The 13,742-nt window shown below is 44.3% G+C and carries 16 protein-coding genes; 11 read left to right on the top strand and 5 right to left on the bottom strand.

Annotated elements, in window-relative coordinates:
- Position 1: 1 nt before the first annotated feature.
- The 3 genes from secB to L3V43_RS03700 form a co-directional block, all read right to left on the bottom strand.
- On the bottom strand, positions 2 to 490 hold the full coding sequence (gene secB, locus L3V43_RS03690; RefSeq protein ID WP_010607582.1) for a protein-export chaperone SecB: 489 nt from the start codon (positions 488 to 490) through the stop codon (positions 2 to 4).
- 83 nt (positions 491 to 573) lie between these two features.
- Positions 574 to 831: a glutaredoxin 3 gene (grxC, locus tag L3V43_RS03695; protein WP_237115962.1), complete on the bottom strand. Its 258-nt coding sequence runs from the start codon at positions 829 to 831 to the stop codon at positions 574 to 576.
- A 12-nt stretch (positions 832 to 843) separates the two neighbouring features.
- Positions 844 to 1,275 carry a rhodanese-like domain-containing protein gene (locus tag L3V43_RS03700; protein ID WP_010378806.1) on the bottom strand — a complete coding sequence of 144 codons (432 nt, stop codon included), beginning with the start codon at positions 1,273 to 1,275 and terminating at the stop codon, positions 844 to 846.
- A gap of 277 nt (positions 1,276 to 1,552) precedes the next feature.
- Between L3V43_RS03700 and gpmM the strand changes: the two genes are divergently transcribed.
- The 5 genes from gpmM (at position 1,553) to L3V43_RS03725 (ending at position 6,809) form a co-directional block, all read left to right on the top strand.
- Positions 1,553 to 3,094: a 2,3-bisphosphoglycerate-independent phosphoglycerate mutase gene (gpmM, locus tag L3V43_RS03705; RefSeq protein ID WP_237115727.1), complete on the top strand. Its 1,542-nt coding sequence runs from the start codon at positions 1,553 to 1,555 to the stop codon at positions 3,092 to 3,094.
- A gap of 12 nt (positions 3,095 to 3,106) precedes the next feature.
- Positions 3,107 to 4,252: a peptidoglycan DD-metalloendopeptidase family protein gene (locus L3V43_RS03710; RefSeq protein ID WP_102057500.1), complete on the top strand. Its 1,146-nt coding sequence runs from the start codon at positions 3,107 to 3,109 to the stop codon at positions 4,250 to 4,252.
- Between the two features lie 38 nt (positions 4,253 to 4,290).
- A complete protein-coding gene (locus L3V43_RS03715; protein ID WP_010607577.1) occupies positions 4,291 to 5,502 on the top strand; it encodes a S41 family peptidase in 1,212 nt (403 codons plus the stop codon).
- A gap of 80 nt (positions 5,503 to 5,582) precedes the next feature.
- Complete coding sequence (locus L3V43_RS03720; RefSeq protein ID WP_102057501.1) at positions 5,583 to 6,326, top strand: divergent polysaccharide deacetylase family protein; 744 nt, start codon at positions 5,583 to 5,585, stop codon at positions 6,324 to 6,326.
- 9 nt (positions 6,327 to 6,335) lie between these two features.
- Complete coding sequence (locus L3V43_RS03725) at positions 6,336 to 6,809, top strand: GNAT family N-acetyltransferase (protein ID WP_102057502.1); 474 nt, start codon at positions 6,336 to 6,338, stop codon at positions 6,807 to 6,809.
- Positions 6,810 to 6,830: 21 nt separating this feature from the next.
- Here the strand turns inward: L3V43_RS03725 and L3V43_RS03730 are convergent, their stop codons facing one another.
- A complete protein-coding gene (locus tag L3V43_RS03730) occupies positions 6,831 to 7,484 on the bottom strand; it encodes a DUF2987 domain-containing protein (RefSeq protein WP_102057503.1) in 654 nt (217 codons plus the stop codon).
- A 137-nt stretch (positions 7,485 to 7,621) separates the two neighbouring features.
- Between L3V43_RS03730 and L3V43_RS03735 the strand changes: the two genes are divergently transcribed.
- Complete coding sequence (locus L3V43_RS03735; RefSeq protein WP_010378791.1) at positions 7,622 to 8,041, top strand: CBS domain-containing protein; 420 nt, start codon at positions 7,622 to 7,624, stop codon at positions 8,039 to 8,041.
- A gap of 60 nt (positions 8,042 to 8,101) precedes the next feature.
- On the opposite strand, the gene pepB is transcribed toward L3V43_RS03735, so the two are convergent.
- A complete protein-coding gene (gene pepB, locus L3V43_RS03740; protein ID WP_102057504.1) occupies positions 8,102 to 9,397 on the bottom strand; it encodes an aminopeptidase PepB in 1,296 nt (431 codons plus the stop codon).
- Positions 9,398 to 9,473: 76 nt separating this feature from the next.
- Here pepB and sfsA point away from each other — a divergent pair, with 76 nt between their 5' ends.
- The 5 genes from sfsA (at position 9,474) to folK (ending at position 13,742) form a co-directional block, all read left to right on the top strand.
- On the top strand, positions 9,474 to 10,193 hold the full coding sequence (gene sfsA, locus L3V43_RS03745) for a DNA/RNA nuclease SfsA (protein WP_010607573.1): 720 nt from the start codon (positions 9,474 to 9,476) through the stop codon (positions 10,191 to 10,193).
- Positions 10,194 to 10,367: 174 nt separating this feature from the next.
- Positions 10,368 to 10,811 carry an RNA polymerase-binding protein DksA gene (gene dksA, locus L3V43_RS03750; RefSeq protein WP_017216564.1) on the top strand — a complete coding sequence of 148 codons (444 nt, stop codon included), beginning with the start codon at positions 10,368 to 10,370 and terminating at the stop codon, positions 10,809 to 10,811.
- 10 nt (positions 10,812 to 10,821) lie between these two features.
- Positions 10,822 to 11,769 carry a tRNA glutamyl-Q(34) synthetase GluQRS gene (gluQRS, locus tag L3V43_RS03755; RefSeq protein ID WP_237115726.1) on the top strand — a complete coding sequence of 316 codons (948 nt, stop codon included), beginning with the start codon at positions 10,822 to 10,824 and terminating at the stop codon, positions 11,767 to 11,769.
- Positions 11,770 to 11,942: 173 nt separating this feature from the next.
- Positions 11,943 to 13,259 (top strand): polynucleotide adenylyltransferase PcnB, encoded by a 1,317-nt coding sequence (gene pcnB, locus L3V43_RS03760; protein WP_029215927.1) that lies wholly within the window; start codon positions 11,943 to 11,945, stop codon positions 13,257 to 13,259.
- Positions 13,260 to 13,742 carry a 2-amino-4-hydroxy-6-hydroxymethyldihydropteridine diphosphokinase gene (gene folK, locus L3V43_RS03765; protein WP_237115725.1) on the top strand — a complete coding sequence of 161 codons (483 nt, stop codon included), beginning with the start codon at positions 13,260 to 13,262 and terminating at the stop codon, positions 13,740 to 13,742. It begins immediately after the preceding gene.

A 13,742-nucleotide genomic window follows, 5' to 3' on the forward strand; every position in this document is an offset into this window, starting at 1 on the left:
ATTATGCGTCAGCGGTTTGCTCAGGCTGTGCTTGAGCCGCACGTTGCTGCATATACTGAGCGAATAATGCGTCAAAGTTAACTGGCGCAAGGTTTAACTGTGGGAAAGTACCACGGTTAACTAGGCTAGCTACCGCTTCACGCGCATATGGGAATAGAATGTTAGGGCAGAATGCGCCTAGCATGTGTGCCATTTGCATTTCTTCAAGATCTGCAATTGCAAAGATACCAGCTTGTTGGATTTCACATAGGAATGCAGTTTCTTCACCAATAGTTGCCGTTACCGTTAGTGCTAGAACAACTTCAAAAACGTTGTCATCAAGCTTTGCTGAACGTGTGTCCATGTCTAGCTTAACTTCTGGTGTCCACTCTTTTTGGAAGATACCTGGTGAGTTTGGCGTTTCAAACGATACATCTTTAGTATAGATACGTTGAATGTTGAACTGAGCGCCTTCTTGTTGTTGTTCTGCTGCTTGGTTTTGTTCTGCCATGATAATTTCCTAAATTCTGTTGTGATCCTGCTAATTCTTAGCAGTCATTATAAAAAGTAAGCTGAGCCAAAGCTCAATCAATCTTATGCTTGTAATAGCTTATCAAGTTCGCCTTGCACTTCAAGCGCCATCATATCGTCGCAACCACCAATATGGCGCTCAGCGATAAAGATTTGTGGCACAGTATAGCCACCGTTGGCTTTTTCGATCATCTCGTCACGAAGCTCAGGCTGTGCGCCAATATCATACTCAGTGTATGTGACACCTTTTGCATCTAATAGTGCTTTTGCACGATGACAAAAAGGACAATAGTCTTTGGTGTAAATTACGACTTGGCTCATCATAGACCTCAGTTATTTTCCGTTAGAGATTGGTAAACCCGCACTTTGCCATGCGCCAATACCACCTGATAATACGTACACTTGCTCGAATCCAGCTTTGTGCATGTTATCAGCAACAGCAGATGCCGTCATACCTGTGTTACAGACCAATATAATGGGCTTAGATTTATGTTTTTCAAGACCAGCAAAATCTTTTTGCTTGAGTTTTTCCGCATTCACCTGCTCAGAACCTGCAATGTGACCTTGGTTAAACTCTTTTGCTGCACGCATATCGAGTACCTGACCATCTTGGCGGTTAACAAGCATAGTCAACTGCTGGGGATTAATTTGTCTAATTTTAGAAAACTGACTCTTAAACCAACTACTCACTAACATCGCGGCTAACACAACCCAAATGATGCTAAGTACCGGATGGTTACCTAAAAACGCAACGTATTGTTCCATTAATTTATCAACCAAAAATTATTAAACGATAAAGTGGCAGCAAGTATACCTGCTTTATTCTCGACAAAACAGACTTGTTCAACATGAGCAAATATCAATCTCAAAGTTGATAATTCATCACTGCGGGGCTGAATATTCATACAAAAACAGGTATTCTACTTACCAGCAATCAGAGCAAGCTTATTGAAGCGCTGCAGCCCAAGTTAGTTAATCTAACCTTGTAGCGTTTGCTATAAGACATCAACATCGTGCCTAATTCAGGATTTCAGGAGCGCAAATGACAGCTAAGAAAAAGCCATTGGTATTAATGATTTTAGACGGTTGGGGCTATCGCGAAGAAAGCGAGAGCAATGCTATTTTAGCAGCCAATACCCCAGTATTAGATGAACTATGGCGCTCTGCTCCGCACACCTTGATTTCAGGTTCAGGCCTTGATGTTGGTCTACCGGATGGACAAATGGGGAATTCCGAAGTTGGCCACGTTAACCTCGGTGCAGGACGTGTGGTTTATCAAGACTTCACGCGGATCACTAAAGCGATTGACGATGGTGAGTTTGAGCACAATCCAGCTCTGGTTGAGAATATCGACAAAGCCGTGGCAAAGGGCAAAGCCGTTCACCTAATGGGATTATTGAGCCCAGGTGGCGTTCACAGCCATGAAGACCACATTGTTGCAGCAATTAAATTAGCAGCAGAGCGCGGTGCAACCGTTTATTTGCACGCATTTTTGGATGGCCGCGATACACCTCCTCGTAGTGCACAAGCGTCAATTGAGAAAATGGAAGCCTTGATGCAATCGCTCAATTGTGGCCGCCTAGCGTCTATTATTGGTCGCTACTATGCTATGGACCGTGATAATCGTTGGGACCGCGTCGAGTCTGCATACAACCTGATGGTAAGTGGCGACGCTGATTTTACTTATAGTAATGGCGTTGAAGCGCTACAAGCAGCTTACACGCGTGATGAAAATGATGAGTTTGTTAAAGCATCAGTGATCACCGAAGCTGGGCAACCTGCCGCTACTATCAATGATGGTGATACGGTTATCTTTATGAACTTCCGTGCAGACCGAGCGCGCCAGATGACCCGTGCTTTTGTCGATGCTGACTTTAACGGCTTCGAAAAACGCAAAGCACCGGACTTAAGTGCGTTTGTTATGATGACTGAATACGCTGCCGACATTAAAGCCCCTATCGCTTTCGCGCCTGAAGCACTTGTCAATGTGCTAGGTGAATGGCTAGCTAAGCACAACAAAACTCAGCTGCGTATTTCAGAAACGGAAAAATATGCCCATGTCACTTTCTTCTTTAGCGGCGGTCGCGAAGATCTCTTTGAAGGAGAAAAACGTGAACTCATTCCTTCTCCACAAGTCGCCACTTACGACTTGCAGCCAGAGATGAACTCAGAAATGCTAACTGATAAGTTAGTTGAAGCCATTCATAGCGGTGAATTTGACGTCATTATCTGTAACTACCCGAATGGTGATATGGTTGGACACTCTGGCGTATTCGAAGCCGCAGTAAAAGCATGTGAAGCCGTTGATAAGTGTATCGGTCGTGTGGTTGCAGCGTTAAAAGAAACCAGTGGTGAAGCTCTGATCACAGCAGACCACGGCAATGCTGAGCAAATGCAAAACCCGAAAACGGGCCAAGCTCACACAGCACACACCAGTGAGCCTGTACCATTTATTTATGTAGGTCGTGATGCAGAGCCACAAGCAGGAAAAGCACTAAGCGATGTTGCACCAACAATGCTGCATTTACTTGGTATGGAGCAGCCTAGCGAGATGACAGGCACTCCAATTATGCGTTTAAAATAACGGCCTGCCTGTATGCCGTTAAAAACGACATTTCACTATGCCGCACTTCTCGGTGCGGCGTTACTCATGACAACAGCGCCCACTGTTGCCAACGAATCTAGAACCAAACAAGACTTAAGCGAAGTTCAGCAACAGCTTAAAGCTAGCCAACAAGCATTAGAAAAGCAGCGCGGTGAAATTAACAGTCACGAAGCAAAGCTCAAAGCCTTCGAACTTGATATTGCCAAAAGTGCCAAAGCTATCTCACTCACAGAAATCGGGATCAAAGAAAACAAAACCGAGCAGGCTGAACTTAAAAAGCAAGAAAGCACGCTGTTAAACGACAAGAAAAAATTTGAAAAGATCCTTGCGGCTCAGCTAAAAAGTGCCTACATGACGGGCTCTCATGATTATTCTAGAATGTTACTTAATCAAGAGCATGCCACAAAGCTCGAGCGCACCATTGCCTATTATGATTACCTAAATAAAGCACGCATTAAACAACTCGAACAACTCAAATCTATCGGCCAAGAATTGGCACAGACTCAAGCTGAGTTAGCAAGAACACAAGCACGCTTAGAAGCGCTACAAAACCATCAGAATGAACGCTTGGAAGCGCTCAAGAAGGCGCAGCAAGAACGTCAAAACCAGCTTGCAAACCTAAATAACAAACTCAGTGAAACACGCTCTGCTATCGCTTATTTAAAAGAAAATGAACAAACCTTAATCCAAACGTTAGAAGAGCTTGCCAAGGCACAAAGAGAAGCCGAAGTACGTTTAGATGGGCTAGCCAAACTCAAAGGCAAAATGAGTTTACCAACCAAAGGTCGAATTAAACATAAATTCGGCCAAAGCAAACATGCAGGCATGAATTGGAAGGGCGTCCTCATTGGTGCAAAAGAAGGGGCTGAAATTGCGAGTGTCGCCCCCGGTCAAGTTGTGTATGCAGATTGGTTAAATGGCTTTGGCTGGGTTATTGTGCTCGATCATGGTCATGGTTTTATGAGTCTATACGGCCACGCACAAACGCTGCTTCGCGATGTTGGCGATCAAGTTCGCAGTGGTGAAGTGATCGCTTTGGTAGGACAAAGCGGCGGACAAAGAGATCCTGGTCTATACTTTGAAATACGGCATAAGGGAAGCGCTGTAGATCCGATAAAATGGTGCAGATCCAGTTAACTGAATAACCCGTGCTGCACCTTGATGAGGAGCAGCACATGAATAGACAAACCCGTTTTTACGCGCTCGCAGCGCGCTATGTTGCATTATTAAGCTTCCTGCTTTTGTTAAGTTTTAGCGCTTTTAGTCACGCGTCTACACAAAAGTTCTCGGCTCAAGAAATCGATGAAATCCTGTATCATATTCACACCTATTATGTTGAAGACTTGCCTCTGAGTCGCTACAACGCGGGCAACTTATCGAGCCTCTTCGATAATTTAGATCCCTACTCTAAATACCTCAATGAGGAAGACTTGGAATCCATCTTCAGTGCAGCAAATGGACGCTACACAGGGCTTGGTATTGAAGTCGAAGAGCAAGATAATTACGTGATTATCTTGGATACCCTGCCCAATTCACCAGCAGCCCAAGCAGGCATAGAGAGCGGTGATAAACTCCATGCAATCAATGGCGCTAATGTTGCGGGCAAATCGATAGAAGAAGTGTCTGCCCTACTCAAAGCTGCAAATAAAAATCTCATCAATTTAGTAGTATTAAGACAAGACGAGCTGGTTGCACTTGAGCTTAAACGTCAAGAGATAGTCATTGAAAGTGTCGCCAGTAAACTCTTAAACGACGGCACCGGCTTTTTAAGCGTCAACAGTTTTAATCATCACACCTACCATGATGTTGCAAGACACATAAGCCGACTACAAGTACAGTTAGGTAGTCCATTGAAAAAGCTGGTTATTGATTTACGTGACAACCCCGGCGGTACACTTAATAGTGCCGTGGCAATCTCAGATCTTTTTTTAGATAGTGGCACAATCGTCACGACCAAAGGCCGCTTCTATGACGCCAATCAGGCTTACATTGCAAAGCGTGGAGATATTTTAAATGGTGCGCCTATTTTGGTATTAATCAACAATAATTCCGCTTCAGCGGCCGAGATTTTAGCCGCCGCACTCAAGGATAATAAACGTGCCTTAGTCGTTGGCTTACGTTCCTATGGTAAAGGTTCAGTGCAATCCTTGATCCCAATTGGCAATGGTACTACTGCATTAAAGTTAACGACAGCGAGATACTACACACCAGCAGGTACATCAATTGAAGGTAAAGGCATAGAGCCCGATGTATATTTTACCAAACAAGCGCTTTCCCTGTTGGATAAAAGCGCTATAATCACTGGTGAAGAATCAATCAAAACAACAGGTATTGAACAACTTGCCTCGCATTGGCCTAAGGCACTGGCGTTAGTTCAATCACAGTAAATAAAAACGGTCCTGTAGGGCTGTAAACTATAATAATAATTTGTGTGCTAAAAAAAATAATCGGGATAATACTGGCCTGCATGACTTTTGCAGTGCCAGCAAAACAGTTTGCCATTGTTATAGACGATATTGGCAATCACCAACGTGACTTAGAGTTGCTGTCCTTACCGGGTGGGATCACCTTTTCGATCCTGCCCCACACCCCTTTTTCTCAACAATTTGCCTTTGCAGCCAGTCGCCAACAACGCGAGCTTTTATTACATGTGCCAATGCAGGCACAAGACACGGAAAAGGCCCTTGGCCCGGGCGCATTAACCACCGATATGGAAAAGTGGCAGTTGCAAATGACACTTGGCAATGCGCTATCGACACTGCCTCAGGTTAAAGGCGTAAACAATCACATGGGCTCAGCATTAACAGAACAAATAGAGCCAATGAAATGGACAATGGAAATACTAAAAAAGCGCGGATTATACTTTTTGGATAGCCGTACCACTAGCCACAGTCAAGCCCAATATGCTGCCAACCTTTACGGCGTAAAAAACGTCGCTCGACAGATCTTTCTAGATAATGATATATCCACTGAGGCGCTCAACAAGCAGTGGCAACATATGCTTAAGCTACTTGATAATCACGAGCATGTTATTATCATTGCGCACCCATATAAGGAAACCGCCGCCTTTCTTGCAGCCAAGTTAGCTGAGCTTGAAAGTATTGATGCCAAACTTGTTCCCGTGTCTCAACTGGTTGAACAAAAATACGTACGACTTGCAGAAATTGCTGAGCAACACGCTATTTCCGGGCAATTAAGGCTCCAAGAATAAATATTAGCAATGATTATCATCAGACAATTTCAAAGCGGCGAAGAAGCAGTGTTACGCAAGCTTATGTTTGACACAATACGCTCGGTAAATATACAGCATTACTCCAATAGCCAAGTTAATGCATGGGCACATAGCGACGTTGTCGATAAAAGCTGGCAAGACCGATTAAGGAGCAATCAGCCCCTTGTCGCCGTACTAAATGGTAAAATTGTTGGCTTTGCCGATATCCAAGCTGACGGTCTTATTGATCACTTTTTTTGCCATGCAGAACATCAAGGCCAAGGCATAGGTAAAGCACTTATGCTCGCACTCTTAGAACACAGCAAAATAACCAACACAACGCGCTTATTTTCCCATGTTAGTAAAACGGCTAAACCTTTCTTTGAATATTTTGGTTTCCAAGTGATAAAGGAACAACAAGTGAAGGTTCGTGGCGAAGTGTTAACTAATTACCTGATGGAAAAGAGTATGCCTGCCTGCTAGCAGGCATACGAACTTTCTTCCCTAATCTATGGGCGCAAACCGCGTGGGTAAGGCACTAAATTGCAAGGATGGATTTTGCTTCATCCACTTTTTCTTATTAGGGATTTGGATCTTAAATTCATCATCCGTCACAAACTTTTGGGTTTTACCCTTGGCATCCACAAACTGAATTGATGCAGGCTCGGTAAATGTAAACTCTAGTTCATCAAAGCTTGGAGCAAACCAAGACAAGCTACCTGCCATCAACTCAACAAAAGCGTCCATATCCTCTAAAAGAATAAACAAATCGCGATACATAACCTGCTGCTTAGTCAACGGCGCTATATCGGTATTGACCAGAATCGCAACGGCACCTTTTTCTTGATTGATCACTAAATTAACTTGATCTGCACGAGACTGCGGGAGAATAGGTAAATCAATATTGCCGTCTTTGTCTATGATACCGTTGGCAATGATCTTGTCATCTTGCTCCAGCCAAAGTTTAACATCCTCAAGCGCGATATCAGGCTGCTTCACTTCCACTGTAAATTTAGACAAGATATATTGCGACTGCGCTTTGTTGGCGATTAAATCTAGAATTTGATTAATCTCACCATATTCAACACTTCGCTCAGCGGCGAAAACAGAGTTGCAAAGTAAGCTCGCAACAGCACCTAACATCAGTAACTTTTTCATTGGGTTATCCTTTCTTATTGTTGTCTTCATAAGAGGAGCTCTTCGAGAAATAGTTCAAAACTTGATCTCAATTCCATACATGCCAAATAGATCAAGCTAAACTCAACATAAGCATATGGAGTGAAAAGGAGTAGCAGATGACCCAAACCGTAGCTGATTTAATGACCCCAGATCCGTTCGCAGTGATTGCTGAAAATACCTTGCAAGATGCGCACAATTTAATGAAAGAAAAAAATGTTCGTCACATTCCAGTGATTGACGAAGCAGGAGCCTTAGTTGGTATGCTCACGCAAAAGATTATGATCGCCAAGGTAATGGGAATAATGGCAACCTATGGCGCAAATGCGCTTGCCAGAAAAGAAAAGCAAACAAAAGTACAAGATATTATGGCGACCGATTTTGCGAGCGTGCGCCCAAGCCAATCACTACAAGATGTGGTGCGCTTTTTTGTCGATAATCGCCATGGCTGTATGCCTGTGGTAGACGAGCAAAACAAATTGGTTGGAATACTGACTTCATCAGACTTTGTGCGACTCGCTGCTGCACTCTTGTCTTAAACGTGGTAACAAGCGAGTGTATTCCACTGTCTCGCGGAATACACTCAGCTAACTGCATGATTACGCTTTTTCTTGAAGCGTTCTCGCTACGGTTCTCATGCCTAAGGTCGTTGCACCTGCGGCCCATTGACCACTAGCGCTATTTTGGAAAGAAGCCGCAAGGTCGATATGCACCCAACCTTGACCTTCGTTTGGTACAAAGCGAGACAGGAAACCCGCTGCATTTGATGCACCACCAAAGCCGCCACCTTTTTGCGCTCGGCTGTTAGCTGTATCCGCATAAGGCGATGGACAGTTATTTTGGTGCCACTTTTCTAGAGGCAATGGCCACGCGGCTTCAAATTCGTCACTCGCGAACTGCTGTACATCACCGACAAGTGTTTTGTCTAAACCAAATAACGCATTGTACTCTTGGCCTACAGCAACGAGCGCGGCGCCCGTTAATGTCGCGGCATCAATGATAAGCTCTGCGCCTGTTTCACCGGCAGCCATCAAGCCATCAGCAAGCACCAAGCGACCCTCTGCATCGGTATTTACGATTTCAACTGTGGTACCATTTTTGTAGGTAAGAATATCACCTAACTTATAGGCATGGCCTGAGATAAGGTTCTCAGCACAACATAGGAACAACTTAACACGACGGTCAAAACCACGTTGAATAGCCAGCGCTAAACCAGCCGTTACTGTTGCCGCACCGCCCATATCACACTTCATCGTAAGCATGCCTTCGCTTGGCTTAATCGAGTAGCCACCTGAGTCAAACGTGATCCCTTTACCCACAAGTGCTGCGCTAACTGGTGCGTCATCATTACCTGTTGGGTTGTAGTCAAGCTCAAGCAACACAGGAGGACGCTCACTGCCGCGTCCCACTTCGTGGATACCAATCCATTGCTGCTCTAACAGCGCGTCGCCTTTAATGATTTGATAGCTAACATGCTCAGGTGCCAATGACTGAATAAACTCAGCCGCTTTTCCAGCAAGGCTTTCAGGATAAATATCTTCGGCCGTCCCGTTGATCATCTGACGCATCCATGTTGCCGACGCTTTTAGTGCATCAAGTTCGTTAAGACTTGACTGGTCGTTGTCAACAAACACCACACCATCTAATGCTTTTGGTGACACAAAACCTTGATAAAAAGCCCATTGAGATTCAGTACACCACAAGCCACCTTCTAGATGAACTTGTTTAATCCCTTGTTGTGCGATGCTACGAGCCGCCTTTTGAATATTCTTCAGCGTTTCGTCTTGTTGTAAATGGATAAAAGCACCGTCCTTTTCAAACGACAATGCAGCACCAGCAGATAAATACTCTGGTTTTGCGTCTTCACTCAGTCGTACAATAAATTTCTCTGACATTCTCTTTTCACTCTTGTGCTTGTAAGTGTGGTTAAGTGTACACTAGCCACTAAATACACCCAACCTAAAGCGACCAATGAAGTTTTCTAGGCAATTACAACAAGCAACCTTGCTCAAACGATATAAACGCTTTCTTGTCGATTTACGCGCCCCAAGTGGTGACGAGTTCACCGTACACTGCGCCAATACTGGTAGAATGACCAATTGTGCTGACCCGGGATTTACGGCCTATTACTCCACCAGCGATAACCCTAAACGAAAGTACATTCATTCGTTGGAGCTGACGCAAGATAATGATGGTCATTTTATTTGTGTAAATACAGCGGTGGCCAATAAAGTGTCTGTTGAGGCCATAGAGCAAGGAAGAATAACGCAACTGCAAGGCTACAAAACACTTCAAACTGAGGTGAAATACGGGGCTGAAAATAGCCGAATTGATATTTTGTTGAGCGACCTCGAAAATGGACAATCCTCGCAATTCTGCTACGTTGAAGTAAAGTCGGTGACTTTGCTCGAGCAACAGCAAGGTTTTTTCCCTGATGCAGAAACCTTAAGAGGTCAAAAACATCTTAGAGAATTAATCCACATTAAACAGCAAGGTCATCGTGCGGTGTTACTGTTTGCCGCGCTCCATACAGGGATAAATTGTGTCAAACCAGCCAGCCATATCGATCAAAAATATGCAGCGTTAGTAAAAGAAGCAATTTCTCATGGAGTAGAAATCATTGCTTACCGAGCGCATATTGACGACAACCAAGTACAATTAATTGAAGAAATTCCTTTTGATTACGCTTGACTTTTTTCATGCTGCCCACATATAGCCGTGATAGTTTTCTCCCCCAAATAGTTAAACATTGAAAAAAGTGGCTGACATTTGCAGTAAAAAAGTGTTTGCTAAGGGGTAAAGATTTTGCTATTTATACCCGCCGGCGAAAGCTGGGGTTATGTATTAAGGATTTAGGAGAATGGTATGCCAGACCAGAAAAAACTAGGGTTATTGGCTCAAGCCGGTGTAGAACCTTATCAAGAAAAGCCAGGCGAAGAATACATGAATGAAGCACAACGTGCTCATTTCAAAGCGATATTAGAAGCATGGCGTGCCGATCTACGTAATGAAGTAGATCGTACTAAGACACACATGCAAGACGAAGCGGCAAACTTTCCTGATCCTGTGGACCGTGCAGCGCAAGAAGAAGAGTTTTCTCTTGAACTGCGTACTCGCGACCGCGAGCGTAAGCTAATCAAGAAAATTGAGAAAACACTTCAACTTATCGAAGATGATGACTTCGGCTTTTGTGAGTCGTGCGGTATTGAAATCGGCATTCGCCGTTTAGAAGCGCGTCCAACAGCTGATCTTTGTGTTGATTGTAAATCTCTCGCAGAAATCAAAGAAAAACAACAAGGCAGAGGATAATCTCAGCCCTGTGTCCCCAAGCTTAAAGCAAACTGGGAGCTATCGCGGTCGATTTGCTCCCTCGCCTTCTGGACCGCTTCATTTCGGCTCTCTAGTGGCCGCCCTGAGTAGCTATTTAGATGCAAAAGTCAATCAAGGTAAATGGCTCGTTCGTATCGAAGATATAGATACACCGCGCGTAGTTGCGGGTGCTGCCGACAATATATTAACCACTCTTGAAGCATATGGCCTTTACTGGGATGAAGACGTTGTCTATCAATCGCAGCGCCATGCCCTATACCAAGCCTATTTGACGACACTAAAATCAGACTCCCTTGTGTATGCGTGTCAATGTACTAGAAAGCAAATTAAAGCAATGGGTGGGTTTTATAACAATCATTGCCGAGCTTTAGCGCTAAGTTGGCAAGATAACGCTTTGCGCCTACAGCAGCGCTGTCCAGTTACTGAATTTAATGATGCAATACAAGGCACGATTGTCATTCCCCCTGCAATTGCGCATGAAGATTACATCGTTAAACGCCGCGACGGCTTATTTGCTTATCAATTGGTGGTGGTCGTTGACGACATAGAGCAAAAGATTAGTCATATCGTGCGTGGTGCCGATTTGCTAGAACCCACAGCAAGACAAATTAGTTTATTTCAACAACTCAATCGGCCATCACCTGAGTACGCTCACGTCCCACTGGCTGTCGCAGAGCCCGGATTTAAGTTGTCTAAGCAGAATCATGCTCCAGCTATTGATAACCGCAACCCGTTACCAACCCTTTATGCCGCGCTGCGTTATTTGCATGTGCCGGTTGATTCTCTCCATAATTATCAAGATGTTGACGCATTACTGACTCACGCTAGTGATATTTTTAGTCTAGATAGCGTTCCTAAAGTACAGGAAATTCAACTAGACTCTCTAGAAAATGGCGATTTTGCTTTTCGCCCACTGTTTTCAAGTACTTCAATTTAGTCTCATTTGAGTATATGATAGCGAGCCTTAAATGCGACCTGTTTTAAGACAAAAGCAGTGGTTCACAACAACTAGAATAGAAAACTTGATTGCTCAGGAGACGAGTTATTATTTCCAAGCTTGTAAACTTTTGCCGCCAGTTTGTAACTGGAAAAGGCGATGAGACGGTGAAAATGGCCAGCCCGACACCTGCGATAATTCCTCGCAGCGAGCATGGTATATCTCGTAAACAATTTAGCCCTAACGCTATCAAAGTGCTCTATCGCTTAAAAGACGGTGGCTATGATGCCTACCTAGTTGGTGGTTGTATCCGCGATATCATGCTAGGAATAGAGCCTAAAGACTTTGATGTCGTTACCAATGCAACACCTGAACAAATCAAAAAGCTCTTCCGTAACTGTCGCTTAATAGGTCGTCGCTTCCGTCTTGCGCACATTGTTTTTGGACGGGAAATTATTGAAGTTGCCACCATGCGTGGCCACCATCAAAGTGATGACTCTTGTGCCACGACAAGTCAGGCCAGCGAACACGGGCAGCTATTACGCGACAATGTCTACGGCAGTATTGAAGAAGACGCCGAGCGCCGCGACTTTACTATCAATGCGCTATATTATTCGATTAATGACTTTACTTTACGCGACTTTGCCGGTGGTGTTGCTGACATTAAAGCGCGTAAAATTGAGCTGATTGGCGACCCTGAAACTCGCTATCGTGAAGATCCGGTACGTATGCTGAGAGCTATCCGCTTTGCAACCAAACTGGATATGGAGATTGCTACCCCGACCCGCACTCCGATTAAAGCACTAGCGCCGTTACTTGGGCATATTCCAGCTGCACGCTTGTTCGAAGAAACGCTAAAGCTATTTTTAAATGGTAAAGCGGAAGAAAACTTTCTTCAGATGCGTGAATACGGCTTGTTTGCACAATTATTCCCGGCGTTAGATAAAATCCTAGCACAGCCTGATAATGACTTTGAACGTCGCTTTATTCAGCAAATGTTTGCCAATACGGATAGCCGTATCAACGCGGATAAAAAAGTAACCCCTGCATTTATCTATGCAGCGCTTTTATGGTTCCCTATTTTAGCTAAAAGCGAAGCGCTCGCGGCCGAAGGTATGAATGAATATGATGCCTTTATGCAAGCCATTAATCACGTCCTTGCTGAAAATGCTAAACACGTTGCAGTGCCTAAACGCTTTACTTTAGGTGCCCGAGATATCTGGCATATTCAACAACGCCTAGATAAACGTTCAGGCCAGCGTGCATACCGCCTAAGCTTGCAGCCGAGATTTAAAGCCGCATATGATTTCCTATTATTGCGTGTTGAAAGTGGTGAGCAAGAGCAAGAAGAACTTGCAGCTTGGTGGACTGACTACCTCAAGAATGACGTCACCGGCCAAAAAGACATGGTGCGCAACTTAGGTAACCAAAGCAAACCTAAGCGTCGTTACAATAGACGTAAGCCAAAAAGAAAACCGAAAGAAGATTAAATGAATATTGCGTACATTGGATTGGGTGCAAACCTATCCGAACCGATGGCACAAATACAGCGAGCACTCGATGTGCTCGCCGCCCATCCAGACCTCTCGCTTGTCCAGCACTCTAGCCTGTATGGCTCAAAACCTATGGGCCCTCAAGATCAACCTGATTATGTGAATGCCGTAGCAAAACTAGCGACATCATTAACAGCAGCATCTTTACTCGATGTGTTGCAACAAATAGAGCTTGAACATGGTCGTGCACGCAAAGCTGAGCGCTGGGGACCGCGCACGCTCGATTTGGATATACTGCTTTTTAATACCGACACCATTAACAGTGATAGACTGACGGTGCCACATTACGGCTTGAAAGAAAGAGAATTTGTCGTCTATCCACTATTAGAGATAGCGCCAGAACTCAAATTACCTGATGGCACTGAGCTTAGCTCTTTAACACAAAAGTTACCACTTAACGGATTAACAATCCTCAAATAA

Source organism: Pseudoalteromonas sp. L23, assembly GCF_021728455.1.
Taxonomy (GTDB): Bacteria; Pseudomonadota; Gammaproteobacteria; order Enterobacterales; family Alteromonadaceae; genus Pseudoalteromonas.

Bases quoted from the DNA above. Each gene is read 5' to 3' on its own strand.
- L3V43_RS03730 (WP_102057503.1), bottom strand. From the start codon at position 7,484: ATGAAAAAGTTACTGATGTTAGGTGCTGTTGCGAGCTTACTTTGCAAC.
- L3V43_RS03725 (WP_102057502.1), top strand. From the start codon at position 6,336: ATGATTATCATCAGACAATTTCAAAGCGGCGAAGAAGCAGTGTTACGC.
- grxC (WP_237115962.1), bottom strand. From the start codon at position 831: ATGAGCCAAGTCGTAATTTACACCAAAGACTATTGTCCTTTTTGTCAT.
- secB (WP_010607582.1), bottom strand. From the start codon at position 490: ATGGCAGAACAAAACCAAGCAGCAGAACAACAACAAGAAGGCGCTCAG.
- folK (WP_237115725.1), top strand. From the start codon at position 13,260: ATGAATATTGCGTACATTGGATTGGGTGCAAACCTATCCGAACCGATG.
- L3V43_RS03700 (WP_010378806.1), bottom strand. From the start codon at position 1,275: ATGGAACAATACGTTGCGTTTTTAGGTAACCATCCGGTACTTAGCATC.
- L3V43_RS03735 (WP_010378791.1), top strand. From the start codon at position 7,622: ATGACCCAAACCGTAGCTGATTTAATGACCCCAGATCCGTTCGCAGTG.
- L3V43_RS03715 (WP_010607577.1), top strand. From the start codon at position 4,291: ATGAATAGACAAACCCGTTTTTACGCGCTCGCAGCGCGCTATGTTGCA.
- L3V43_RS03710 (WP_102057500.1), top strand. From the start codon at position 3,107: ATGCCGTTAAAAACGACATTTCACTATGCCGCACTTCTCGGTGCGGCG.
- gpmM (WP_237115727.1), top strand. From the start codon at position 1,553: ATGACAGCTAAGAAAAAGCCATTGGTATTAATGATTTTAGACGGTTGG.
- L3V43_RS03720 (WP_102057501.1), top strand. From the start codon at position 5,583: ATGACTTTTGCAGTGCCAGCAAAACAGTTTGCCATTGTTATAGACGAT.
- sfsA (WP_010607573.1), top strand. From the start codon at position 9,474: ATGAAGTTTTCTAGGCAATTACAACAAGCAACCTTGCTCAAACGATAT.
- dksA (WP_017216564.1), top strand. From the start codon at position 10,368: ATGCCAGACCAGAAAAAACTAGGGTTATTGGCTCAAGCCGGTGTAGAA.
- pepB (WP_102057504.1), bottom strand. From the start codon at position 9,397: ATGTCAGAGAAATTTATTGTACGACTGAGTGAAGACGCAAAACCAGAG.
- pcnB (WP_029215927.1), top strand. From the start codon at position 11,943: ATGGCCAGCCCGACACCTGCGATAATTCCTCGCAGCGAGCATGGTATA.